Annotated in this window: 23 protein-coding genes and 4 tRNA genes; 8 read left to right on the plus strand and 19 right to left on the minus strand. The window is 40.0% G+C overall.

Annotated features, from left to right (window positions below):
- Positions 1–171 precede the first annotated feature (171 nt).
- The 12 genes from nth to MTP24_RS06015 all read right to left on the minus strand — a co-directional run bounded on the left by nth (position 172) and on the right by MTP24_RS06015 (position 9,860).
- The gene (gene nth / locus MTP24_RS05960) at positions 172–834 is read right to left on the minus strand and encodes an endonuclease III (protein ID WP_010557532.1); all 663 of its coding nucleotides are present in this window, start codon (positions 832–834) and stop codon (positions 172–174) included.
- A gap of 41 nt (positions 835–875) precedes the next feature.
- Positions 876–1,574 carry an electron transport complex subunit E gene (locus MTP24_RS05965; RefSeq protein ID WP_243533206.1) on the minus strand — a complete coding sequence of 233 codons (699 nt, stop codon included), beginning with the start codon at positions 1,572–1,574 and terminating at the stop codon, positions 876–878.
- A complete protein-coding gene (gene rsxG / locus MTP24_RS05970; protein WP_243533208.1) occupies positions 1,571–2,212 on the minus strand; it encodes an electron transport complex subunit RsxG in 642 nt (213 codons plus the stop codon). Before rsxG ends, MTP24_RS05965 begins: the two co-directional genes overlap by 4 nt.
- Complete coding sequence (gene rsxD / locus MTP24_RS05975) at positions 2,209–3,267, minus strand: electron transport complex subunit RsxD (protein WP_243533210.1); 1,059 nt, start codon at positions 3,265–3,267, stop codon at positions 2,209–2,211. Before rsxD ends, rsxG begins: the two co-directional genes overlap by 4 nt.
- Positions 3,264–5,975: an electron transport complex subunit RsxC gene (rsxC, locus tag MTP24_RS05980; RefSeq protein WP_243533213.1), complete on the minus strand. Its 2,712-nt coding sequence runs from the start codon at positions 5,973–5,975 to the stop codon at positions 3,264–3,266. The genes rsxD and rsxC overlap by 4 nt, the downstream gene beginning before the upstream one ends.
- An 8-nt stretch (positions 5,976–5,983) precedes the next feature.
- Positions 5,984–6,538: an electron transport complex subunit RsxB gene (gene rsxB, locus MTP24_RS05985; protein WP_006794774.1), complete on the minus strand. Its 555-nt coding sequence runs from the start codon at positions 6,536–6,538 to the stop codon at positions 5,984–5,986.
- 1 nt (position 6,539) lies between these two features.
- Positions 6,540–7,121: an electron transport complex subunit RsxA gene (gene rsxA, locus MTP24_RS05990; RefSeq protein ID WP_008134172.1), complete on the minus strand. Its 582-nt coding sequence runs from the start codon at positions 7,119–7,121 to the stop codon at positions 6,540–6,542.
- Between the two features lie 270 nt (positions 7,122–7,391).
- Positions 7,392–9,335 (minus strand): GGDEF domain-containing protein, encoded by a 1,944-nt coding sequence (locus MTP24_RS05995; protein ID WP_243533216.1) that lies wholly within the window; start codon positions 9,333–9,335, stop codon positions 7,392–7,394.
- Between the two features lie 151 nt (positions 9,336–9,486).
- Positions 9,487–9,563, minus strand: a tRNA-Asn gene (locus MTP24_RS06000).
- Between the two features lie 24 nt (positions 9,564–9,587).
- A tRNA-Asn gene (locus tag MTP24_RS06005) sits at positions 9,588–9,664 on the minus strand.
- Positions 9,665–9,685: 21 nt separating this feature from the next.
- Positions 9,686–9,762, minus strand: a tRNA-Asn gene (locus MTP24_RS06010).
- Between the two features lie 21 nt (positions 9,763–9,783).
- A tRNA-Asn gene (locus MTP24_RS06015) sits at positions 9,784–9,860 on the minus strand.
- A 1,053-nt stretch (positions 9,861–10,913) separates the two neighbouring features.
- On the opposite strand from MTP24_RS06015, the gene MTP24_RS06020 reads away from it, so the two are divergent.
- The 5 genes from MTP24_RS06020 to MTP24_RS06040 all read left to right on the plus strand — a co-directional run bounded on the left by MTP24_RS06020 (position 10,914) and on the right by MTP24_RS06040 (position 17,036).
- Positions 10,914–12,293 carry an MATE family efflux transporter gene (locus MTP24_RS06020; RefSeq protein WP_243533218.1) on the plus strand — a complete coding sequence of 460 codons (1,380 nt, stop codon included), beginning with the start codon at positions 10,914–10,916 and terminating at the stop codon, positions 12,291–12,293.
- The gene (gene uvrB, locus MTP24_RS06025; protein ID WP_138740311.1) at positions 12,290–14,284 is read left to right on the plus strand and encodes an excinuclease ABC subunit UvrB; all 1,995 of its coding nucleotides are present in this window, start codon (positions 12,290–12,292) and stop codon (positions 14,282–14,284) included. The genes MTP24_RS06020 and uvrB overlap by 4 nt, the downstream gene beginning before the upstream one ends.
- Positions 14,285–14,287: 3 nt before the next feature.
- Positions 14,288–15,226: a class I SAM-dependent methyltransferase gene (locus tag MTP24_RS06030; RefSeq protein WP_243533220.1), complete on the plus strand. Its 939-nt coding sequence runs from the start codon at positions 14,288–14,290 to the stop codon at positions 15,224–15,226.
- Positions 15,227–15,907: a tRNA (adenine(22)-N(1))-methyltransferase TrmK gene (locus tag MTP24_RS06035; protein ID WP_243533222.1), complete on the plus strand. Its 681-nt coding sequence runs from the start codon at positions 15,227–15,229 to the stop codon at positions 15,905–15,907.
- Between the two features lie 103 nt (positions 15,908–16,010).
- Positions 16,011–17,036: a hypothetical protein gene (locus MTP24_RS06040; protein WP_243533224.1), complete on the plus strand. Its 1,026-nt coding sequence runs from the start codon at positions 16,011–16,013 to the stop codon at positions 17,034–17,036.
- A 34-nt stretch (positions 17,037–17,070) separates the two neighbouring features.
- Here MTP24_RS06040 and MTP24_RS06045 read toward each other — a convergent pair whose 3' ends face one another.
- Entirely contained in the window at positions 17,071–17,313 is a 243-nt protein-coding gene (locus tag MTP24_RS06045) for a hypothetical protein (RefSeq protein WP_008129811.1), read from the minus strand.
- A gap of 256 nt (positions 17,314–17,569) precedes the next feature.
- Between MTP24_RS06045 and MTP24_RS06050 the strand changes: the two genes are divergently transcribed.
- Positions 17,570–18,019 (plus strand): isoprenylcysteine carboxylmethyltransferase family protein, encoded by a 450-nt coding sequence (locus tag MTP24_RS06050; protein WP_006792319.1) that lies wholly within the window; start codon positions 17,570–17,572, stop codon positions 18,017–18,019.
- An 82-nt stretch (positions 18,020–18,101) separates the two neighbouring features.
- On the opposite strand, the gene queC is transcribed toward MTP24_RS06050, so the two are convergent.
- Positions 18,102–18,782 (minus strand): 7-cyano-7-deazaguanine synthase QueC, encoded by a 681-nt coding sequence (gene queC / locus MTP24_RS06055; protein ID WP_336624191.1) that lies wholly within the window; start codon positions 18,780–18,782, stop codon positions 18,102–18,104.
- Positions 18,783–18,902: 120 nt separating this feature from the next.
- Here queC and queE point away from each other — a divergent pair, with 120 nt between their 5' ends.
- On the plus strand, positions 18,903–19,568 hold the full coding sequence (gene queE, locus MTP24_RS06060; protein ID WP_243533678.1) for a 7-carboxy-7-deazaguanine synthase QueE: 666 nt from the start codon (positions 18,903–18,905) through the stop codon (positions 19,566–19,568).
- A 201-nt stretch (positions 19,569–19,769) separates the two neighbouring features.
- Here queE and MTP24_RS06065 read toward each other — a convergent pair whose 3' ends face one another.
- The 5 genes from MTP24_RS06065 to MTP24_RS06085 all read right to left on the minus strand — a co-directional run bounded on the left by MTP24_RS06065 (position 19,770) and on the right by MTP24_RS06085 (position 21,912).
- Entirely contained in the window at positions 19,770–20,027 is a 258-nt protein-coding gene (locus MTP24_RS06065) for a hypothetical protein (RefSeq protein ID WP_243533230.1), read from the minus strand.
- 10 nt (positions 20,028–20,037) lie between these two features.
- The gene (locus MTP24_RS06070; RefSeq protein WP_243533232.1) at positions 20,038–20,394 is read right to left on the minus strand and encodes a 2OG-Fe(II) oxygenase; all 357 of its coding nucleotides are present in this window, start codon (positions 20,392–20,394) and stop codon (positions 20,038–20,040) included.
- A gap of 86 nt (positions 20,395–20,480) precedes the next feature.
- A complete protein-coding gene (locus MTP24_RS06075) occupies positions 20,481–20,699 on the minus strand; it encodes a DUF6500 family protein (RefSeq protein WP_006792323.1) in 219 nt (72 codons plus the stop codon).
- A gap of 190 nt (positions 20,700–20,889) precedes the next feature.
- Entirely contained in the window at positions 20,890–21,369 is a 480-nt protein-coding gene (bcp, locus tag MTP24_RS06080) for a thioredoxin-dependent thiol peroxidase (protein WP_243533234.1), read from the minus strand.
- Positions 21,370–21,378: 9 nt separating this feature from the next.
- The gene (locus tag MTP24_RS06085; RefSeq protein WP_008129801.1) at positions 21,379–21,912 is read right to left on the minus strand and encodes an ACT domain-containing protein; all 534 of its coding nucleotides are present in this window, start codon (positions 21,910–21,912) and stop codon (positions 21,379–21,381) included.
- Positions 21,913–22,270: 358 nt separating this feature from the next.
- On the opposite strand from MTP24_RS06085, the gene bamC reads away from it, so the two are divergent.
- Positions 22,271–23,329, plus strand: a complete 1,059-nt coding sequence (gene bamC, locus MTP24_RS06090; protein ID WP_006792326.1) for an outer membrane protein assembly factor BamC — start codon at positions 22,271–22,273, stop codon at positions 23,327–23,329.
- Positions 23,330–23,366: the final 37 nt, after the last annotated feature.

The following is a 23,366-nucleotide window of genomic DNA, read 5'->3' on the forward strand; positions in this document are numbered from 1 at the left end:
GCAACACCTTGCTTAAATTCAAATTATTCTTAGGTTAACGCAAATTTTCAATTTAACTGGTGCTGGCCTAATAAAGGCTCATATGAGAACCAAATAGCCAACTTATTAAATGGAAACTAAAAAATGTGGCTGTTAAAAGGTTTATACTAACTAAAAAGTAACTACTCTTAGCTATGACTCAGTTTTCTCTTTATAGTCACACAAATCCTCGATTATACAGCTTCCACATTTTGGTTTTCTCGCTGTACACGTATAGCGCCCATGTAAAATAAACCAATGATGGAGGTTAAACATAAACTCTTTTTTATTTGGCGTATTTTTAATTATGGCCTGTTCTGTCTGCTCAACAGTTTTACCTTTAGCGTAACCCGAACGGTTTGCAAGACGTTGGATGTGAGTATCTACTGCTAAAAAGTATCTACCTTCATTATCCTTTAGCCAGCCGAAGGCGGTGTTGAGTACCACATTTGCTGTTTTTCGACCTACGCCGGGTAGGGCTTCTAGGGCTTCGCGGTTTTCAGGTACGATGCTGTCATGTTTATCTACCAATATTTGGCACATTTTATAAACGTTGGCAGCTTTAGAATTAAATAAGCCTATGGTTTTTATATAATCACGGAGTTTATCGTGGCCTATATCTAAAATGGCTTGTGGTGTATTAGCAACAGGGAATAGTTTTCGGGTTGCTTTATTAACACCAACATCAGTGGCTTGCGCCGACAATGTAACAGCAACAAGTAACTCGAACGGGCTTGAATATTCAAGCTCCGTTTCTGGGTTTGGGTTGTTATCGCGCAAGCGTGTAAGTATTTGGTAGCGTTTTTCTTTATTCATATAACTTAAACGTAATTACTTAAAAAGCAGTACGTTTCCCCTTAAGTTAAACTGGTAACACGTGCACGAGGGCCTTTTTCGGCTTCTGGCGGTGCAATTTGTTTTGATTTTATTTGTGCATCAATCACATTTTTAGCGGCTATGAGCAACCCAAGCCCTAAAAATGCGCCAGGTGGTAAAATAGCAAGCAAAAACTGATTGTCAAAGCTAAACACTTCAATGCGTAAATTTTGTGCCCACGGACCCAGTAATAAATCGGCGCTATCGAATAACGTACCTTGGCCAATGAGTTCTCGCATTGCACCCAGTACAACGAGTACAAGCATAAATCCAAGTCCCATCATTAATCCGTCAAAGGCAGATAAATGAATTGGATTTTTTGAGGCGTAAGCTTCGGCGCGGCCTATAATGGCGCAGTTAGTTACAATTAGTGGAATAAATATGCCCAGCGATTGATAAAGTCCAAATGTGTAGGCGTTCATCAGTAATTGAACAATGGTTACAAACCCAGCAATGATCATTACAAAAACGGGAATACGTATATCTTTTGGTACCCAGTTTCGTACAATAGATACGCTTACATTTGATCCGATTAATACCAAAAGTGTTGCAAGGCCCAAGCCCAGTGCGTTTGTAACAGTCGATGTCACAGCAAGCAACGGACAAAGCCCTAAAAGTTGAACAAGAGCAGGGTTGTTTACCCACATCCCCTCTTTGTACAGTGTTTTTAATTCACTCATTGGCTTACCTCTTCACACTGGCTATTTGGGGCTTTAAAAATAGTATCAAACTCATTTTGTGCAAATAATACGGCGTTTTTAACTGAATTTACAACTGCACGAGGCGTAATTGTTGCCCCAGTGAACTGATCAAATTGGCCGCCATCCTTTTTCACAGCCCAGCGGTTATCGTCTTCACTGTGAACCGTTAAGCCTTTAAATATGGTGATCCATGATGACTTTTTAATTTCTATCTTGTCGCCTAACCCTGGTGTTTCTTCGTGTTTAGTGGTTCGCACACCCGCTACAGTTCCATCGCGTAATATGGCGGTTAAAAGCTTTATATCGCCACTGTAACCGTTTGGTGTTACGTGCCTAACAACAAGGGCGACTGGTTGGTTATTTTTTCGTGCACGGTAGATAACTTGCGAATTATATGGTCCTAGTCGCTCATCTGTAATAACGATACAGTCTTTCGACAAGTCATTGTCGTAGGTATTAGGGTCAAGTACTTCGTGCAATTGTGATGTTAAGTATAGTTGCTCTTGCTCTGCAATTTTATCCGCCGTTAATGCATCAATAGTTGCCACTAGCCCAGTAGTTACAAGGGCAAACGCAGTTAAAATAGCGCCGTTTTTTGCCATAGATGAAACAATCATTTTACTGCTCCATGGCCATAAGTTCGTGGCTGTGTGTAGTAGTCAATAAGTGGTACTGCAATATTTAGCAATAGTACTGCAAAGGCAACCGCATCAGGAAAGCCACCAAAGGTACGAATTAAATAAACAAATAACCCAATTAGTGCGCCGTAAATCAAGCGACCTTTATTTGTGGTTGAGGCCGAGACTGGGTCGGTTGCAATAAAAAATGCGCCCATCATAGTTGCGCCACTTAGCAAGTGGAATACAGTACCCGGCTCTGTGCCCGGTGCCGCTATGTAACCAATAGCACTGCATAATGCTAAGCTACCAATAAAACTGACAGGAATATGCCAGTTAATTACTTTTTCTTTTAGTAAATACAACCCGCCAGCTAAAAAACCAAGGTTAACCCACATCCAACCTTGGCCTGCCCATTCGTTAAAAATAGGCTTTTGCATGCTTTCGCTCACTGTTAAACCATGAGCTACATCTGTTTTGATAGTGTCTAGTGGCGTTGCCATTGTAGTGCCATCAACACCAGCACGTACTTGATCTAAGCTATAACCAGTAGAGGTAAAGTCCGTAAAAATAAGCCGTAATTGTTCTGTAAAGCCAATAGGGTTACTTGCTAGATCTGTAACAGGTAACCACGCAGTCATTTGCACAGGGAACGATACCAGTAGCAAAACATAAGCTGCCATAGCGGGGTTAAATAGGTTAAAACCTAAGCCACCATAAAGCTGCTTTACAATCACTATGGAAAATAAACAACCAATAATAACAATCCACCACGGTGCAAATGGTGGGATGCTCAAGGCAAGTAACACCGCGGTTAACCATGCACTGCCATCACTTAATGCAGGCCAAACAGGGCGCTTACGTATTAGCATTACTGCTGCTTCAAAAGCTGTGACAGCCACAAAAGCAAGGGCGAGTTGAATAATTACGCCTGTACCAAAAAAGAAAACTTGAGCAATGAGCCCAGGAATACACGCAGCAATAACGGTTAGCATTAATCGTGTTAGCGATTTATGGCTATGATTATGCGGCGAACTGGCCATGGTTAATTTCATGACTGATCATTTCCTTCTTTTTGTAACTTTTTGGCTTTGGCGCGAGCAATAGCGGCGGCCACTGCAGCTTTTTTCTTTTCGGCGGCGGTTTGTTCTGGGGTAGCTTCACTTGGCGTTTCAGGCTCAGTTATCGCCACTTGATCAGTATCTTCATCGCTTTGTGTTTGCTGCGCCTCTTTTGCCGCTTTTTTAGCTTTAGCACGGGCAATAGCAGCCGTTACAGGCGCTTTTTTGTTCTCTGCTGGTGAGTCTGCTTCTGAGCTTTCAGATTTAACATTGTCTGCTTGTTCTATAGTACTGTTCGATTCGTCCAATTGTTCTATTTTATCAGCTTCTTTTGCCGCTTTTTTAGCTTTAGCACGGGCAATAGCAGCCGTTACAGCCGCTTTTTTGTTCTCTGCTGGTGAGTCTGCTTCTGAGCTTTCAGATTTAACATTGTCTGCTTGTTCTACAGTACTGTTCGATTCGTCCAATTGTTCTATTTTATCAGCTTCTTTAGCGGCTTTTTTAGCTTTAGCACGAGCAATTGCAGCGGCTACAGCCGCTTTTTTATCATCAGTAGATGCTGTTGTATCGGCATCACCTATATTAGCTTGAGCACCTTGTGCTTGCGCTGCCTTTTTAGCTTTAGCACGTGCAATTGCGGCGGCTACGGCCGCTTTTTTGTCATCATTAGGCGCTGCTGTATCGGCATCATCTGTATTTGCTTGAGCCCCTTGTGCTTGAGCTGATTTTTTAGCTTTAGCGCGTGCAATCGCGGCGGCTACAGCCGCTTTTTTATCATCAGTAGGCGCTGCTGTATCGGCATCATCTGTATTAGCTTGAGCACCTTGTGCTTGCGCTGCCTTTTTAGCTTTAGCACGAGCAATTGCAGCGGCTACTGCTGATTTTTTATCATCAGCTGGTGCAGTATTGGCATCATCTGTATTAGTTTGAGCACCTTGTGCTTGCGCTGCCTTTTTAGCTTTAGCGCGAGCAATTGCGGCAGCGACTGCGGATTTTTTGTCGTCAGGGGTTGTAGCGTCTTCAGAAAGCTCTTTTTGCTCTTTATATTTGCGAGCTTGCTCTTTGCGCAGTGCACGCTCTTTAGCGACTTCACTATTATCTGGCTCAATCTCTGTATTTTGGCCTTCAAGTTTTTTGGCTTTTGCGCGAGCTATTGCAGCAGCAACGGCTGACTTTTCATTCCCATCGTTCGATTTGTTTTTAACACGGGCAAGGGCATCCGCTACTTTTTGCTTTTCATCATCAGACTTAGTTGGTGCCTTGCGCTTATGACGATTTTTACGCTCTTCTTGTTCACGCTCTAAACGCTCCTTGCGCGCATCAAAGCGTTCTTTAGCTCTATCTGCTTTTATTTTTTCAGCTTGTTGTTCTTTTATTTCAACTTTAGCCACTCGGTAATATTGCACAAGTGGGATTTCGCTTGGGCACACATACGCACAGGCACCACATTCAATACAATCAAACAGGTTATGTTCTTGGAGTTTGTCGTACTCTTTAGATTTTGCAAACCACTGTAATTGTTGCGGTAGTAACGAAGCCGGGCACGCGTCTGCACACGCACTACAGCGTATACAGGCTTTTTCAGGTCCTGGCTCTGCAAGCTCTTTATGATCAGGGGCTAAAATACAGTTAGTTGTTTTAATTACACCAATCCGTACGGTGGGCAATGTAAAGCCCATCATTGGGCCACCCATTACAACACGTTGTTGTGGTACTGGCGAAAACCCTTGGCAGTCGAGCAGGTGTTTGATTTCTGTACCTAATAAAGCCCATACATTACCTGGTTTGTGTATAGTGTTACCCGTTACTGTAACCACTCGCTCTATAAGAGGTTTCCCTTCGTAAACAGCTTGTTGCACGGCATAAAGGGTACCTGTATTGTGCATGAGTACACCAATATCAGCAGGAATTCCCATGCTGGGTACTTCACGATTAGTCAGCAATTTTATTAGTTGTTTTTCGCCACCTGAGGGATAAACTGTTGGCACGGTTTGAACAATAATTTTGTTGTTATGTTCAGCCGCTTTAGTCATTGCAGCAATAGCTTCTGGCTTATTGTCTTCTATGCCCACAATACAAATTGTTGGGTCTAAAAGTTGCTGCATTAATTCGATGCCTTGGATAATTTCAGCAGCGTGCTCACGCATTAGTGTGTCGTCAGCGGTTATATAGGGTTCACATTCCACAGCATTGACAATAAAGAAGTCTATTTTTTGCTGTGTATCGGCCTTGATATAAGTTGGAAAACCAGCGCCACCCATGCCACTGATACCCGCTTGATGAATTATATCAACTAACTCAGTATGGCTTAGTGTTTTTGGCTCACTTATTGGGTTAAGTGTGCACCACTCGTCTTTTCCATCAGGCTCAATAACAACACTTAGCTCTGGCAGTGCAGACGGGTGAGCCGAGGGCTTTGGCGCTATTTCTGTAATAACACCCGAACTAGGAGCATGTACTGGTACAGACCAGTTAGCAACGGGTTTAGTTAGGGCTTGACCTTTAAGTACGCGTTGGCCTTTTTCTACAAGTAATTTACCATTAGCGCCAATGTGTTGTTTTAGCGCAACTACAAGTTTGTCAGGTAGTGGAAGGCGAGCAATATTTGCACCGTTAGAAAGTGATTTTTGCTGTGGAGGATGCACGCCGCCAGGAAATTGCCAAACAGTACCTTTTTGTATTTGTTCAAGTAACTTTTCCACTCAAACCTCTAATCTATTTGTGTAACAGGAATAGCATCTAACTGCCATTTCCAGTTTTGTTTTGTTTCAGCAACCGGTAGCATATCAATACAATCTACAGGGCAGGGCTCAACGCATAAATCACAACCTGTGCATTCGTCTATTAAAACAGTATGCATTTGGCGAGTAGCACCTACAATGGCATCTACAGGGCAGGCTTGAATACATTTGGTACAGCCAATACATTCGTCTTCGCGTATGTATGCAACGGTTTTAATTGGCTCGGCTTGCTCTCCACCGGCAAGGGGTTTCTCATCAACGCCCATCAGGCCAGCAAGCTTTTTCATGGTGGCTTCACCACCAGGCGGGCACTTATTAATTTCATCCCCATTGGCAATTGCTTCTGCATAGGGGCGACAGCCTGGGTAACCACATTGACCACATTGCGTTTGCGGTAAAATGGTATCGATTTGTTCAACAATGGGGTTACTTTCTACGCGAAAGCGTATTGCAGCAAAGCCTAAAATTAACCCAAAAACCAGCGCGAGTGAGCCAAGCGCAATTAAGGCATAAAACAAGGTCATATTAAAATTTCACTAATCCGGTAAAACCCATAAACGCCATAGACATAAGGCCGGCGGTTATCATAGCAATAGAGGCACCTTTAAAAGGCGTTGGAACATCAGCAGCAGCAAGGCGTTCGCGCAGCGCTGCAAATAGTACGAGCACTAATGAAAAGCCAACCGCAGCACCAAAACCATACACTGCTGATTGTAAAAACGAGTGGTCTTCTTTTATATTAAGTAAAGCAACACCTAGTACTGCACAGTTTGTAGTGATAAGTGGTAAAAATATACCCAATAAACGGTAGAGTGTAGGGCTTGTTTTACGTACCACCATTTCTGTAAATTGCACTACAACGGCAATAACTAAAATAAAGCTCATGGTGCGTAAAAATTCTATATCCAAAGGGATTAAAATATACTGATTAACCAAGTAACTAGTTACTGAAGCAAGCGTAAGTACAAAGGTGGTAGCTAAAGACATGCCGATTGCTGTATCAAGTTTTCCTGATACACCCATAAACGGACATAAGCCTAAAAATTGTACTAACACAAAGTTATTAACTAGAACGGTTCCAATCAATAACAATACATATTCAGTCATGCGAGCCTCGCGCTTTTAAAGTCCCGTGTATTATCCTTTTTTCTGCTCTGATTAACAACATGTGCAGTGATTATCATTTAAATAAACATTATTAAATTAACTAACAGTAATAATGATGTAATAGACCTATGAGTTAGACATACTTTTTTCTTTAACATGATGACTTTAATCATACTAATTTGAGGGGGGCAGTGATCACCGTAGCGCTAAATAAAGGGGAAGGGCACAAACAAAAAAAGAGCAACGAGTGCTCTTTTTTAAAATAGGGGGTTAAATATCTTTCGGCTTTTCGATGTAGTAGCCTTGAACGCCATCTAAGCACAAGGTTTCTATTATGTGTTTTTCTTCTTGGCTCTCTACACCTTCGGCAAATACACTCACGCCAATCCTGTGTGCTAGATCTACCATTAGACGCATAAAGTATTGATTATTTTTATCGTCTTCTAAACCGCGAGTGTAACTGGCATCCATTTTTATAAAATCGGGTTTTAAATCACGGAAAAACTTGAATGATGTTAAACCGACACCAAATCGCTCAACGGTAATACGTGCACCTACTCGGTGAATCATATCAATAAAGCGTTTACTGGCTTTAATATTTTGTTGTAAACCAAACTCACTTACTTCGAAAACGAGTTTAGATGCGATATGGGTATCTTTTAATAGGCGACGCTCTAGCCAAATTACAAACTGATCGTTATGTGCACTTGAGGCCGTTACATTTAAGCCAAAGAATTTCTCGGATAAGTTACGGCTTTTCACTTTTTCAAGCGATGAGTCAATAATAAGGCGGTCAATTTCTATTGCCATATCGAGTTTTTCAGCCATGGCTAAAAACGATGCAGTAGGGAGCATTTGGTTATCTTCGGTTTTAAACCTAACCTGTATCTCGGCGTATGCCTTAATGCTTTTACCCAAAGGCATAATATTTTGCATTACTAAATGCACGCGCTTTGATTCAATAACTTCGTTTATTACTTTACGCCAGTTTTGGTTACCAAAGCCTGCGCTTACATTGTTAACTAAATCGGTTTCGCGTTGTACGTGCCATGCGTTAGTTTGCTTAGACTGAGCCATACTCATCGCGTTATCAACCACCGAAAGCAGCTCGCCTAATGGTTTACCTTTTTCGTAACCCACAATGCCGGTATTAGCCACAGAGCTTAATTCTTGGTTTTGTTGATATTGAGTAAAGCGGGACTGTAAGTTTTCACCAAAACGCTCAGCTTCTTTAAGCGGTGTATGCGGTAAAATAACAGCAAAGTCAGAGCTGTTTAGTCTAAACAATTGGCTGCCAGTATAAGTGCCGCTCAAGTGTTTAATTATATCAGCAACACCCCTTACGTACTCGTCACCTTTTTGGTAGCCACGGCTTTGATTAATTGCTTGTAACTCACTACAGCGCACCATAGCTAACGAGCCAAACGTACTTTGCTCGCAGTTCTCGATATGCTTTTCATAATATTCAACAAACATATTTCGGTTACCTAAAGAAGTGATAACGTCTTTATAGGCTTCTTGTTTAATGCTCATTGCTGCATTTTGTATATCTTGACTTTTAGATTTTAAAAAGTGCGATAACCGGTTAAAGCTTGGAACTAAATCTTTCCCCAGCTTTTTGAGACTAGAACCATCGAGTGCAGTTTGTAGATCGTCATCAATTTGGTTTTGGTTAATATATATATCAATGATGTCAGATACCGTAGTGCTGATATTTTTGTTCAGCTGGTAAAAAATTGACTTAAGTAAAATGATAGGAATGATCACCAACACCGCTGATATAAGTATTACTATGAAAAGGGCCGTTTGTAGCTGCGAAGCTAGTTGTTGAATGTTTAGCGTAAATTCTACTTTTACATCTGCTGCATCGTTGACAGCAAATTGAGGACGTATAGAGTTAAATTGAGACTGAATAAACTCGGCGAATGCTGGCAACTCTTCAGACGAACTAACACTAAAAACTTCCGCGCCTTGATAATCTCTAAGCGTGAAGTTTGAAAAGGTATTGCCGTTTGCAATTGATTTTTTTAAATTTTCTGCAGAAATATCGTCTATAGACAGCTCATTTATATACTTACTAACGGTTACTTGAGCACTTTTTTGTGCTTCGCTCACCGCGTTATCAAAGCCCACTGAAATGAAGTAGCTTCCTGCTGCAACACACAATAACCAAGATATTATTTGTATTAAAATAAGTTTTTTAAATCCAGCCATTTTTTCAATCTTTTTGATATTACAGAGGAAAGGAATCAAGTCCTTGATTATTTAACTAAATGCAACATTTATTAGTTTTTTTTCAATGTTTTAGTTCTAGAGTAGAAGGGTAGTGGAAATAGTAGTAAATGTCTATGGAATTGTTGAGAATTGGCTCCCCCTCCCCGACTCGAACGGGGGACCTGCGGATTAACAGTCCGTCGCTCTAACCAACTGAGCTAAGGGGGAACTAAATTTTGACTTGTATGATATTGGCTCCCCCTCCCCGACTCGAACGGGGGACCTGCGGATTAACAGTCCGTCGCTCTAACCAACTGAGCTAAGGGGGAACTACATCATATACATAAACTTGGCTCCCCCTCCCCGACTCGAACGGGGGACCTGCGGATTAACAGTCCGTCGCTCTAACCAACTGAGCTAAGGGGGAATCGTTTATGGTTAAAAAGCTTGGCTCCCCCTCCCCGACTCGAACGGGGGACCTGCGGATTAACAGTCCGTCGCTCTAACCAACTGAGCTAAGGGGGAAGCGTCTTGCCTTTCAACGGGGCGAAATATTAATGACCGCGCTGCAAAGTGTCAACATATAAAAGTCATAAATTAAAAAAAGAGGTTTATTCGTTGTTTTTATGTGCAATCTGCGTGTTTTATAGCTTTATTTGAAACCATTTTATTGGCCTTTCAATAAAACCATCAGTGGTAAACTAGCGCTAAGTGATCGTTTGCTATAGCCAATTGAGTAAATAAAATACGACTTTGAAATGATTTGGTCTGTGTAAAACACAAAATTTAAAAGTACTGACTCTTCGTTTTAGCTATTTATACTCAAAAACCTGACGTTAGGGTATTTTTAATCCTAAGTAATAAAATCTAAAGCGTATGCTTTTTAAACGTTTGTAATTTTAGCACCTAACCATATACGCAAGTAAAAGCAAAGGTGCTCATAAATAATACAATCAATAACTTGCAATTATAAATGCTAAAAACAGGTTAGCTTAATAATCACATTGCAAATAAAATTTACTAACCTGATGAAATAGGTTTGCAAAGGTTATAAACAATATAAAAGCAAATCTCATCACTTTTTAAGTTAGTAGTAAAAATGTATCTCTCTTAAACCCTTTATAAATGCGGGGTGCAATGAGTTATCCACGGTTTCTGTGGATAACTCTGTTTATGAAACTTTAAGAACATCAGCAGCACCAGTAATTTAGAGTGCTACAACGATTTCAAGCTTTTAAATCATTATTTTTATTTCATTTAAAAACAATGACTTAAGGTTTTTGTTTTATTATGTGTGAGACGATGAGTGGAATTTTTCGTTACGATAAATCAAAAAGGAGATTTGTGCAAAAAAGCATCAGGTAACGCGTGTGTTTTGTAATAAAAGTAACAATTATGTGTCTTAATTGTTTTTTGACGCGTTAAGCCGCTGTTTTAACAAAACCGTTTAAAAAGCAATGTTTACTTCCAAGGCGCACTTTAAGCAGTTTTATTGCATTAAATCTATTGATAAATCCGTGGCTTGAATTGCCCTGATGCTTTAAAATAATCAACTCAGTAAAAGAGGCTATTTATTTCATGCGCGTAACACAAAATACCAAGACTCGCCCAGATTTACTAAACGATCCCATCTTGCCCACGTTGAAAACCATGACTGTTCCAATGATTTTTGGCATGATCATGTTAATGATGTTTAATATTGTTGATACCTTTTTTATTAGTTTGTTAGGTACTGAGCCCCTTGCGGCAGTGAGCTTTACATTCCCTGTTACATTTACAGTCATTAGTTTGGCTATAGGGTTAGGAATAGGTACTTCAGCTGTCATTGCAAAAGCATTAGGCAGTAACAAAATAGATGAAGCCCGATTTGACGCCAGCATCTCTATAATGGTGGCTGTTGTATTGGTGCTTGCGTTATCGCTTATTGGTTATCTACTTATTGACCCTGTATTTACATTATTGGGGGCAGGACAGCAGGTGCTTCCGTTAATTCATGACTACATGAATATTTGGTTTATTGGCAGTGTATTTTTGATCACACCAATGATTGGTAACTCCGTATTACGTGCCAGTGGCGATACTAAAACGCCAAGTATTGTAATGGGAGGGGCTGGGCTAATAAATGCATTACTTGACCCAATGCTGATATTTGGTTTTGGCCCTATACCTGCTATGGGTATTCAAGGAGCTGCGATTGCAAGTGTAATAGCTTGGGCTGTAGCAGTTGTGATTATTTTATATATATTAACTGTAAAAAAGCGACTACTTAGCTTAAAAGCGGGCTCACAAACGGTTGTGGGGGCAATCCGAAAAATCTTAAAAATAGGTGTACCTGCTGCAGGTGCTATTATGCTCACGCCTGTTGCAATGGCAGTTATGACTGCACTTGTTGCTAATCATGGCCCTGAGGCTGTTGCCGCGTTTGGTGTTGGTAGCAGAATAGAGTCTATTGCAAGTATTTTAGTGCTTGCCTTATCAATGACACTCCCTCCATTTGTTAGTCAAAATTTTGGGGCTGGAAAGTTATGTAGAGTGAAAGATGCATACATAGGTACCTTGAAGTTCGTCATGGTTTGGCAGTTCATAATTTATATTTTACTGATTATTTTTTCTGGCGTTATAAGTCAGTTATTTGGTAAAGAGCAAGCGGTAATAGATGTAATTAAACTTTTTATTTATATCATTCCACTTAGTTATGGCCTGCAAGGTGTGATCATATTATCGAACTCATCGTTTAATGCTTTGCATAAACCAATGAACGCGCTGTTTTTAAGTATTATTCGGTTGTTTGTTTTCTATGTTCCGTTTGCTTATTTAGGTAGTCATTTTGCAGGGTTAACGGGATTATTTATAGGTGCTGCTGTCGGTAATTTATTTACCGCATTGGTAGCGTATAAATGGTTTATAAAAGAGCTTGAGTCTTTGAGCAGTCAGTCGTTACAGGAGTGCAATAGTTGAGTGATCATTTTCAGTTAAAATCACAGTTTAAACCAGCAGGGGATCAACCCACCGCAATAAAGCAGTTGTGCGAAGGTTTAGAGGCCGGGCTTGCTCATCAAACATTGTTAGGGGCTACAGGTACGGGTAAAACCTTTACCATGGCTAATATTATTAGCGACTTAAATCGCCCAACAATTATTATGGCCCACAATAAAACGTTGGCTGCGCAGCTTTATGGTGAAATGAAAGAGTTTTTTCCTAAAAATGCCGTTGAATATTTTGTTTCTTATTACGACTATTACCAACCAGAGGCCTATGTTGTATCGAGTGATACGTTTATCGAAAAAGATGCTTCAATAAATGAGCACATAGAACAAATGCGTTTAAGTGCTACCAAAGCGCTACTTGAACGCCGGGATACCATTATTGTTGCATCGGTTTCGGCTATTTATGGTTTGGGTGACCCCCAGTCATACATGAAAATGATGTTGCTTTTAAAAGTAGGCGAAAAAGTTGACCAGCGTGACATGCTTCGCCGCTTAGCCGAAATACAATATACCCGTAACGACATAGAGTTTAGCCGAGGTACTTACCGAGTTCGCGGCGAAGTGGTCGACATATTCCCGGCAGAGTCAGAAACATACGCAGTGCGGGTAGAAATGTTTGACGACGAAATAGAGCGCTTGAGTATTTTTGATCCGCTGACAGGTGCTGTTGAAAAACATATTGTGCGTGCCACTATTTATCCTAAAACGCACTATGTAACTCCGCGAGAAAAAATTCTAGGCGCAATCGAAAATATTAAAATAGAACTAAAAGATAGAAGAGCTCAATTACTCAGTGCCAATAAATTGGTAGAAGAGCAGCGTATTGCGCAGCGCACTCAGTACGATATAGAAATGATGACCGAATTGGGTTATTGCTCGGGAATAGAAAACTACAGTCGATATTTATCGGGGCGAACTCCTGGCGATCCGCCACCAACATTACTTGATTACCTGCCTGATGACGCATTAATGATTATTGATGAATCTCATGTAACGGTATCGCAAATTGGTGCCATGTACAAAGGTGACAGAAGCCGTAAAGAAAACCTTGTAGAATATGGTTTTAGAATGCCCTCAGCCATGGATAATCGCCCACTTAGGTTTGAAGAGTTTGAAGCCATTGCTCCGCAAACCATTTATGTATCGGCAACGCCTGGCGACTTTGAAATGGAGCGCAGTGGCGGGGAAGTTGCAGAGCAAATTATTCGTCCAACAGGACTTTTAGACCCGCTTATAGAAGTAAGGCCTGTTGGCGACCAAGTTGATGATTTATTATCAGAAATATACCAATGTGTTGAAAAAGGTGAGCGCGTATTAGTGACTACGCTTACTAAACGTATGTCTGAAGATTTAACCGACTACCTAAGTGAACACGGCGTAAAAGTACGTTATTTGCATTCAGACATAGATACTGTAGAGCGCGTAGAGATAATTCGTGATTTACGCGCAGGGGTGTTTGACGTGCTAGTAGGCATTAACTTACTAAGAGAAGGTTTGGATATGCCTGAAGTGGCGCTGGTTGCGATACTGGATGCCGACAAAGAAGGCTTTTTACGTTCAACGCGCTCGCTTATTCAAACTATTGGTCGTGCCGCGCGTCACTTAGATGGCCGTGCTATTTTATATGGCGATAAAGTGACTAAATCTATGGCAAAAGCGATAGATGAAACAAGCCGCAGGCGCGAGATTCAACATCAATACAATATAGATAACGGCATAGAGCCACGTGCTTTAGCCAAGAAGATTCTTGATGTGATGGATGTAGGTGAAGAAGCTGGCCCTAAAGATAACCTACAACTTATTCGTAAAGAGTCTAAAAAGGTGCTGAGCGCGAAAGAAATTGCAACGCAAATCAAGCAGCTTGAAACTAAAATGCACGCGTATGCGAGTAATTTAGAATTTGAGAAGGCGGGCTCTGTGCGCGACGAAATACACGAACTACAACAACAGTTGATTAATTAAAAAATGACTATAAATTTTACGCCTCTTATCACGGCACTTGAGAGTGCCCCTATTTTAAGTAACGAACTGTGTCGTGTTTTTCACGGGCGAGGCCATAGTATTGAGGCATTAAGCCATTTAAATTTAGATTTTTACCCGCCCAGCTTATTTTTAGTTTCTTACGATGAAATAGACGACAACACGCTTAATCAGCTAACCGAAACACTTTGGCAGTGGGCGCAAGCGCATTACCCAGAGTTAATTACCTCGCTTGTTTATCAGCAGCGCGCAGGTGTACAAAGCCAAAATACCGTTATGTTTGGAGCGCTTCCTAACCCGCATACAGTAACCGAAAACGGAATTCGCTTTTTAGTTGATTTGCAAAGCCGCCAAAACACGGGGATTTTTCCAGATATGCGAAGCGGCCGTGAGTTTGTAATGGCGAATAGTAAGCATGGCAAAGTACTTAATTTATTTTCGTACACGTGCGGCTTTTCGTTAGCAGCAATGCAGGGCGGCGCTGATCACGTAATGAATATGGATATGAGCAAAGGAGTACTCAAAGTAGGTAAGCAAAACCATCAGTTAAATGGCTTTGACAAAGGCGTGAGTTACTTACCTCACGATATTTTAAAGTCGTTTGGTAAATTAAAAAAAGCGGCCCCGTTTGATCTGATTATTGTTGACCCCCCAAGTTTTCAAAAAGGTAGCTTTATTTTAACTAAAGATTACCAAAAAGTGCTTCGTAGGCTCCCTGAGTTACTTAATCAAACAACTAAATTGCTTTTATGCGCAAATAGCCCCGAGCTAACTGAGGATGCATTTAAAGCACTTATTGCTGAGCACACACAAGGTGCGATTGAATTTGTAGAGCGCCTTGCACCTACCGCACGCTTTATTGAAATAGACAGTGATAAAAGTTTAAAAGCGCTTGTCTATAAAATGTCACATTCGCCTGATTAAATGAAGCTCAGTAAACGACTGGCTGCGATTGATGCGCTGATCACTCGCCAGCAAAACACTATTTGGGATTGCTGCTGCGATCATGGCTATTTGGGAATGGCTTTGTTAAAGCGCTCAGCTGCGGATAAAGTCATATTTGTTGATATTTTATCCAATGTCATGGCCGACCTTGAGGCAACGCTTACACGTAACAAAAAATTAAGGACGCCTGGTGATAAAAAGCCTGAATGGCAGGTCTTGTGTCAGGACGTTGGAAGTATAAAGCTTGATGATGTAGCAAATCAGGTAGTGGTTATAGCGGGTATAGGTGGTGAGCTAGCGCTGCGTTTAGTGCAGCAAATAATAGCTAACAACTCGCCAGAGTCTGTAAAGCATGTGCGATTTATTTTATGCCCAATTCACCACACCTATTTACTGCGCAGTGGTTTACACACGCTTAATTTGGGTTTGCATAGTGAGCACATCATAAGCGATAAAAACCGTATATACGAACTCATAGAGGTTAGCTTTAAAAGCAACCAAACGGTAAGTAAAACAGGTGATGCCATGTGGGACTTAAATAATAAACAGCATACGGCTTACATTCAACGACTGTTAAATCATTATAATAAAATGCTCAATAAAGATGAGCTTTATTATCAAAAAGTTATAAGCGACTATCAAAGTCTATACGATAGTTAAAAAAGCCCAATTTTGTCGGGCGGCTGTGATCTAATTACATAACAAAACACGTAATGTAAGCACAGTTAATATCTTGCCCAGTGCGAGTTTATTTGGTTTATTTATGTCAGATAAAAATAGTCACCTAAATACGTTACTCAGTAACGACAAAAAATGGCAACATAGCTACGAGCAGCCAATTCCCTATGCGCCGCTTGTGCAATTAGCTAATAATAATTGGGTCGTTCCACAGCATTTTTTACGTTATAAGCATACACTTGAAAGTGTAAATGAAGTGCTCGAAAGCATAGAGTTTTCGGCGCACTTTAGAGTTCTTGCTGCACAAAAAGGCGATGAAATATACCTACAAGTTGCAGTACTAAGCCCTGACAACTACAAAAAAAGTGGCCATCAAAATGCCGATAAAGCAAAAAAGTTGCTATTTGGTAGACGCTGGATAGTAGAAGAAAACTTACCGACCTCAGAACTTATTCAAACTGCTTTTTTAGCTTTAAAAGTAGCGCGTGAGCACGAAGTGAGAGAGTTGTTTCAGTTAAAACAAAATGGTGCAATTAGCACACCATTTAATAATCACCACGACTTACCTGTCATGGCGCAAAACCCTGAACTAGTCATACAAGCTCGGCATAATGATGACATTAATGATTTAATCAGCCGTATTGTTTTTGCTGACTCGACTGTTGAGCTTACCAGCCATCAAGTTATAAACGAGCAGCAACACTTGTATACAGTAAAGCTTCATTGCGACAACGCTCAGCTTAATGAATTTAATAACAAAACAATAGCGTTTTTAACTACGGGTTCGTCTACTAACCACTTTTTACATGGTTTTATTACAGCCTTAGTTAATACTAGCAACGACTACGTAAATGAGCAGTTTAAGTATCAAGGTTTTGCCCGCTTTAGTAAAAGTGTGGCGGTAGAAAGTATTGGTAAGTTAAGCATTGCAATGCGCTCACCAAATACAGTTGATTTGTGCTCAATGGGTAAGCAAGAAGCTAATCAATTAAACTTCGAAATAGACAGCGGGCGGGCACCTCAGGGGTGTGGACAAGCTATAGGTGGGTTTTTAGCAGCCCATGGAATAGAGCAACCAGAAAATGCCCATTTATACCCAAACTATCTTTAATGGCCTTAGCGAATAAGTAAGCGTTTAACAACGCTTACAGTTTGTTGATTTCTTGCTTAACGTTAAAGCTTGAGTCGGTCACAATGGCTTCGAGTGTTTGTACACGTTCTTTTAGTGCAACCACTTCTGCTTTTGTTTCAGCAAGTTGTTTATGAGCATCGCTATTGTTGTTTTGCATTTTATGTTTAAACTCTAAATGCTTTTTATACATATCGTAAACCACACCCGAACCCACAGATATAAGCACGATAAGTACAATCATCGTAGTACCAGACATAACTATATTCCTTTTATATTTTTATTTTTAAAGTATACGCTTTCTTCAATTTAGATAAAGCTGACAATTGTAACTTTATTTGTAAAGGGCGATGATTTGAAATCAATCAATTAACACTGTGGCTATATACATGTAAATCAGTGCTTTTTGTCTGGTGTTCATACTTTATACAGTAACAGGGTTGTTTAATGTCAAATCAATCGCCATATAGTTACTAACACACTATTTTATAAACTAATTTTATCAGAGAGTTATTATGCTAAATAATAAAATACCTCCCGTTATAGTTGTTCTATTTTTTGCAGGCATTATGGCGCTTATAGCGCATTACAGTGTTATTGACTTTACTGTATTTGTTGCCTACTTGGCGGCAAGTTTAGTTATTATTGGGTGTGCAAGCTGTGTTGCGGGTGTTGTGAGCTTTAAGCTAGCCAAAACCACAGTAAACCCCAATAAACCAGAACAGGCATCAAAATTAGTTACCAGCGGTATTTACCGAATTTCACGTAATCCCATGTATTTAGGATTTGCATTTATTTTAGCTGGGTGGGGTGTGTGGTTAAGCTCTGTTTGGGCAATGTTAGGTGTTATTGGGTTTATTGGCTATTTAACGTTGTTTCAAATAATGCCAGAAGAACGTGCGCTTACTAAATTATTTGGTGATGAATTTACTATCTATAAAGCTCGCGTAAGGCGCTGGCTATAGAGTCTGAAATGCCGTGTAATTAATTTACTATGCAATAAAAAAGGCTATGTAACATAGCCTTTCTTTTTTATTTATGTGTTGCTTATTCGTATTCTAACGGATCTGTAATATTGTTTAGTGCAAATGCTTCTAAACGTTCTTGGCACGCACCACACTTACCACAGGCCTTTTCACGGCCGTTGTAACATGTCCATGTTTGGCTGTAATCTAAACCCATTTTTATCCCGTCAGTTAAAATATCAATCTTGGTGTTATTCAAATACGGGCTAAAAATTTCAACGGCATCATAATTAGCTATACGACACACATCATCCATTTTCTTCACAAACTCAGGGCGGCAGTCGGGGTAAATAGCATGATCCCCAGAATGAGCACCGTAATAAACTTGGCTTGCTTTTAGTGATACGGCATAACCAACAGCCAAAGAAAGTAAAATCATATTTCGATTTGGCACTATTGTGCTTTTCATGCTTTCTTCTTCGTAGTGGCCTTCTGGTACATCAATGTTATCGGTTAATGATGAGCCACCAATAAGCTGATTAATAGCTGAAATATCAACTATTTTGTGTGGCACATTGAGTTTTTCACACACATTCGCTGCAACTTTAAGCTCTTTTACATGACGCTGACCATAGTCAAACGAAAGGGCATATACATCATGGCCTTGTTGCAGGGCTTTATTTAACACGGTGAACGAGTCCATACCGCCGGAATAAATAACAACTACTTTTTGCGTCATATCTGTTTTGCTCTTAGTTTTAATAGAGGTTTATATCAGGGCGCGATATACTACACGGCCGCGGCTTAAATAACAATTTTTGCTCAGCGCTTTTTCGTCTTTAATAGTAGCAATGTTGCTGCTAGGTAGTAAGTGAGATCTCTTTTGTACAAAATTAATGAAGTGTTTGAAACCATTCAAGGTGAAGCAAGCTTTACTGGCACACCCTCAATATTTTTACGCCTGCAAGGTTGCCCTGTAGGGTGTTCGTGGTGCGACACAAAACAAACATGGGATGTAGACAACGTATACAAAGTGTCTCTTGACGAAACCGTAGAGAAAAAAGCCGACTCAGATCATTGGGCCGATGCCAGCGCCGAGCAAGTACTTGAGCTGTTTAAATCACGTGGCTATACCGCAAAGCACGTAGTAATTACTGGTGGCGAGCCATGCATGTTCGATTTAAACCCAGTATGTAACTTATTACATGCACAAGGCTTTACTACACAAATAGAAACCAGCGGCACGTTTGAAATACTTGCCCCTGAGCAAACATGGGTTACTGTATCGCCTAAAATAAACATGCGCGGCGGTTATGAAGTACTTACCAGCGCCATGAAACGCGCCAACGAGATCAAGCACCCAGTAGCGATGCAAAAGCACGTAGAAGAGCTTGAAGAATTATTTTCTAAAACAGGTGTTAACCCAAAGCTTGTTTACTTACAGCCAATTAGCCAAAAAGTATCAGCAACCAAATTAGCAATCGATACCTGTATTGCCAAAAACTGGCGCCTATCAATACAAGTACACAAGTATTTGGGAATTAGTTAATGCGCAAAGGCGGCTTTAAGTGGTTAGCTGTAAGCGATAAGCTGCTCTGCGTTAAGTTATATTCTGTAGATAAAAGGTTGGGTTGAGTGAAACGAAACCCAACACCACAACCCTAATACTAACTCCATCTTCTTTATAGCAACCCCCATAATTGATTAATTAAACACGAAGGGCGGATAAGCGAAGCGCCATCCGACAAGGCTAGTTAATTTCTTCCCCGCAGTGATAGCACTTATTTGTTGGAAGGCGATAGCCTTTAGCCGATTGCATTACTTGGTTTTTCTTACACTTTGGGCAGAAGTAATTAATAACATTAACAATTAGTACGATTGCAAAAATAAAACCGCCAATATAAAACGGGTTTGCATAAAACTGATTACTTGCCGGCGAAAACTGAAACCCAATAATACATGTAATTAAAGCCACTAAATACGCTTTAAATTTAACTGCCTTTTTCAAATTTTAATCCTTATATTTTGTTTTTTATCCAGCCAATACTGAGTATATATCGGTTACCTTTTTCTACCTTTGATACTTGGTGCTTGCTGATATCAGGGCGAAATAACTTGATCCGTTCTGTTTCAAATATGAGGCTAGAGCAAATAAACTCTCCGCCTATATCCGCTTTTTTTAACACAATATTTAGTCTGTAATGCTGACCATCCTTAACAAGATCAGTGTGCGGTGGTATTTCACTTCCTTTTGGGAACTTTAATAAATACACATCAAACTTTATGGGCCAAAATGCACCACAAAGCAGCATTTTATCATAGCCCGATTTTTGCCTGCCTCGTGACCACCGAAATAGCTTTTTTACAAAAGACATACACACTCCTTGATTTAGAGACTTTAAATCGCGCTTTTAACTGTTGCTTAAAGCATTATGCACATTGAATATGAACACTTTAGGGCTTATAAATTACTCAGCACCATCTGTTTTATTTTATGAGCTTTAACGAAGTGATCTAACTGATGAGTTTGAATCCACCAAGTAGCAGCTTCCATTAAAAGTTCAGGATTGTTGTTTTTATTAGCAAAAAAAGCATAGAAAGACAGACCTACATTATCACCTTTACTGGCAATTTTTTTATCACATACTTCAATTATTTTAGTTCTTAATTCTTGTCTCATAAATAAGTAACCTAATAGAGCGTATTGGTGAAAACAAAAAGGAACAAACTTTAACTTTAAATTCAAAACGAGCAGTTGTTTATTTATTTTTCGAAGATGCTTTATTTAACCACGTTATTTAGTAAATAACATAAAAAAGCGCTGCTCTAGGGCAACGCTTTATGTATTTTTTTGGTCGTAGTTAGCGAGCTTATTCTGCCGCCAAATAATCAAGCACCACTTGGTGATGATCTTTGGTCTTAAATTTATCAAATAAGTGTTTAATTGTACCGTCTTGGCCTACTAAAAATGTAAGGCGGTGAATACCGTCGTATTCTTTACCCATGAACTTTTTGTAGCCCCATACACCAAATGCTTCAGCAATGGCGTGATCTTCATCGGCGAGTAAATCAAAGTTAAGCTCTTTTTTAGTTTCAAAGTTTTTAAGGCGCTTAATTGGATCTGGGCTAATGCCTACAACACGGGTGTTTAACTTAGCAAGCTCAGCTTGTTGGTCGCGCAGGTTTTCTGCTTGCACGGTACAACCTGGTGTAGACGCTTTAGGGTAAAAGTACACAAGTACTTGTTGTTCTTTTAACAATTCACTTAATGTGATTGTTTCGTCGTTTTGGTTTTGTAAGCTAAAAGCGGGTGCTGTATCACCAGCTTGTAATGGGCTAATTGTGTTCATGTTATTTCCTTAACGAATGCGTTTAAAAATATAATCTACGTTTAGGGTATGAGAAAGGCTCTCAAAACTAATTTTAAATTTATCTATGTCTACATCTATGGGGATATTAAATTCTACTTCACAGCGCATTTTAGTGTCAGTTTCTTCATTAAACGTATCTGACTTTAAAGAGCAAATGCTGATGTGGTTATCGGCAAAAAAGCGTGTCACTTTGCTTAGCGTACCAGGGGTATCTATACCCGTGTATTCTAATGTGTAACCGGCGCAAAACTCGCTAGGGGTATGGCTGGTTGTGCGTTTCATCATGGTTAACAAGCCAAGTTCCATTGCTTTGGTTGGTAACACATGTTCAATTCGGCTAATGGCCGACATATCGCCCTGCAATAACATTATAAAGGTAAACTCGCAGCCTAAAATGGCAATGCGGCTGTCAATAATATTGCAGTGACAGTCGCTAACTAATTGCGTCAGTTCACTGACAATACCAGGCCTGTCTTCGCCGATAGCAGTTAACACAATTTGATGATTTGAAAATGCAGTCATGGGTTAAAATACCTAAGTTACAAGGGTTATAACAACGCAATGGATAACACTACTAAATACACTCGAGGACTTGCTCGGCGGCGAAGTTTAACACAAAACAGTGTGTAAACTACAATGCGGGCTAATTAAGCGCGTTTAAAGTACGGTGTTTCTTGTTTTTACTAGCACAGGAAAGTACCATAGTTAAAATTTGCTTATTTGCCCTTAGTTTTTTCTAAGTTGAGGTGCTGAACTTTATTGTAATTAAGCAGCCAAATAAAAATGTAAAGTTAATATTGATTTTACACTGAACCAAATCGGCATAACCCACTCATATATTTGTTAAAACAATTAAAGGGTATGCTAAGGAGAATTATCTGTGCAGTATTGGATCCCAAAAGCACTTGCAGTAAGTGTATTGGTAAGTTTATCAGGGTGTAGTGTATTTGTTAACGATGCGCATAATGAACGTAATTACCGCGCGCATGAGCCAGTAAAAGCGCCAGCGTCTTTATCTCAGCCGGCTCAAGATCCAGTTTATAAAATGGAAGTAGGTCAATATAACAATAATCCAGACGCAACCAATTATCGTCCACCAGCTCAAGTACTCACTGTAGCAAAAGGCAGCTGGGTCGAAGAGGCTGATAATTTAGCACGCGTATATTTTGATAAAAACGATGGCATTGTTGATTTAGATGACTTTATTTGGGATTCAATTAAAGCTGTTTTAGCTGAAAATAACACCGCTACAACCAAAGAAGATAAGCTACTTGGTATTATTGAAACCGATTGGTACGCAATTATTAAAACCGAAGAAAGCTGGTTGTGGGGCGATGAAAAAAACGATGACCTGCAACGTTTTAGATTTTCTATTGAAAAAAAATCGCATGAACGTACAGCCTCTTTACGTGCTGAGTTAATCGATTTTAAAGGTGATACAACACTTACAGACTTGCTTAAACAGCAATTAGAAGTGCGTGCACTTAACCAAGTTATTACTGAATTTGATTTCCGCTATCGCCAGCTTGAGGTTGATATGCGCAAGCGCCAAGGTATTATTTCTTTAGAAATGGGCTTTGACAATAAAGGCAATGCAGCGCTGGTTACTGAGCAATCTTACGATGCGGTATTTGATCGTTTTTCAGGCTTTTTAGAGCGTTTGTCGTTTACTATTGTTGAAATAAACCAAGATACAGGTTTAATTACAGCTGACTATAAAGCACCAGAAAGCAGTATGTGGGATTCGATTTGGGGCGACGATGTTGCGCAATTACCAATAGATGAAGGCCAATACCAAATTTTAGTGAGTAAAACCAAGCAAGGTGGCACAAGCTTAACCTGGATGGACGATAAAGGCGAAACGCTAGAGCCAGGTACCATGAATGGTTTACAGCAAGCACTAGAAGCAGCACTTATTAAGCGCGGCATTAAAATATAAATAATAATACGTTTTACCACAAAAAGAGCGCTTAGCT

Origin of the sequence: Pseudoalteromonas sp. APM04, assembly GCF_022809815.1 — a bacterium.
In the GTDB taxonomy this organism is placed as follows: Bacteria; Pseudomonadota; Gammaproteobacteria; order Enterobacterales; family Alteromonadaceae; genus Pseudoalteromonas; species Pseudoalteromonas marina.

What these genes read in the sequence shown, in the direction of transcription:
- nth (WP_010557532.1), bottom strand. Translation starts at nt 834, where the DNA reads ATGAATAAAGAAAAACGCTACCAAATACTTACACGCTTGCGCGATAAC.
- MTP24_RS05965 (WP_243533206.1), bottom strand. Translation starts at nt 1,574, where the DNA reads ATGAGTGAATTAAAAACACTGTACAAAGAGGGGATGTGGGTAAACAAC.
- rsxG (WP_243533208.1), bottom strand. Translation starts at nt 2,212, where the DNA reads ATGATTGTTTCATCTATGGCAAAAAACGGCGCTATTTTAACTGCGTTT.
- rsxD (WP_243533210.1), bottom strand. Translation starts at nt 3,267, where the DNA reads ATGAAATTAACCATGGCCAGTTCGCCGCATAATCATAGCCATAAATCG.
- rsxB (WP_006794774.1), bottom strand. Translation starts at nt 6,538, where the DNA reads ATGACCTTGTTTTATGCCTTAATTGCGCTTGGCTCACTCGCGCTGGTT.
- rsxA (WP_008134172.1), bottom strand. Translation starts at nt 7,121, where the DNA reads ATGACTGAATATGTATTGTTATTGATTGGAACCGTTCTAGTTAATAAC.
- MTP24_RS05995 (WP_243533216.1), bottom strand. Translation starts at nt 9,335, where the DNA reads ATGGCTGGATTTAAAAAACTTATTTTAATACAAATAATATCTTGGTTA.
- MTP24_RS06020 (WP_243533218.1), top strand. Translation starts at nt 10,914, where the DNA reads ATGCGCGTAACACAAAATACCAAGACTCGCCCAGATTTACTAAACGAT.
- MTP24_RS06030 (WP_243533220.1), top strand. Translation starts at nt 14,288, where the DNA reads ATGACTATAAATTTTACGCCTCTTATCACGGCACTTGAGAGTGCCCCT.
- MTP24_RS06035 (WP_243533222.1), top strand. Translation starts at nt 15,227, where the DNA reads ATGAAGCTCAGTAAACGACTGGCTGCGATTGATGCGCTGATCACTCGC.
- MTP24_RS06040 (WP_243533224.1), top strand. Translation starts at nt 16,011, where the DNA reads ATGTCAGATAAAAATAGTCACCTAAATACGTTACTCAGTAACGACAAA.
- MTP24_RS06045 (WP_008129811.1), bottom strand. Translation starts at nt 17,313, where the DNA reads ATGTCTGGTACTACGATGATTGTACTTATCGTGCTTATATCTGTGGGT.
- MTP24_RS06050 (WP_006792319.1), top strand. Translation starts at nt 17,570, where the DNA reads ATGCTAAATAATAAAATACCTCCCGTTATAGTTGTTCTATTTTTTGCA.
- MTP24_RS06070 (WP_243533232.1), bottom strand. Translation starts at nt 20,394, where the DNA reads ATGTCTTTTGTAAAAAAGCTATTTCGGTGGTCACGAGGCAGGCAAAAA.
- MTP24_RS06075 (WP_006792323.1), bottom strand. Translation starts at nt 20,699, where the DNA reads ATGAGACAAGAATTAAGAACTAAAATAATTGAAGTATGTGATAAAAAA.
- bcp (WP_243533234.1), bottom strand. Translation starts at nt 21,369, where the DNA reads ATGAACACAATTAGCCCATTACAAGCTGGTGATACAGCACCCGCTTTT.
- MTP24_RS06085 (WP_008129801.1), bottom strand. Translation starts at nt 21,912, where the DNA reads ATGACTGCATTTTCAAATCATCAAATTGTGTTAACTGCTATCGGCGAA.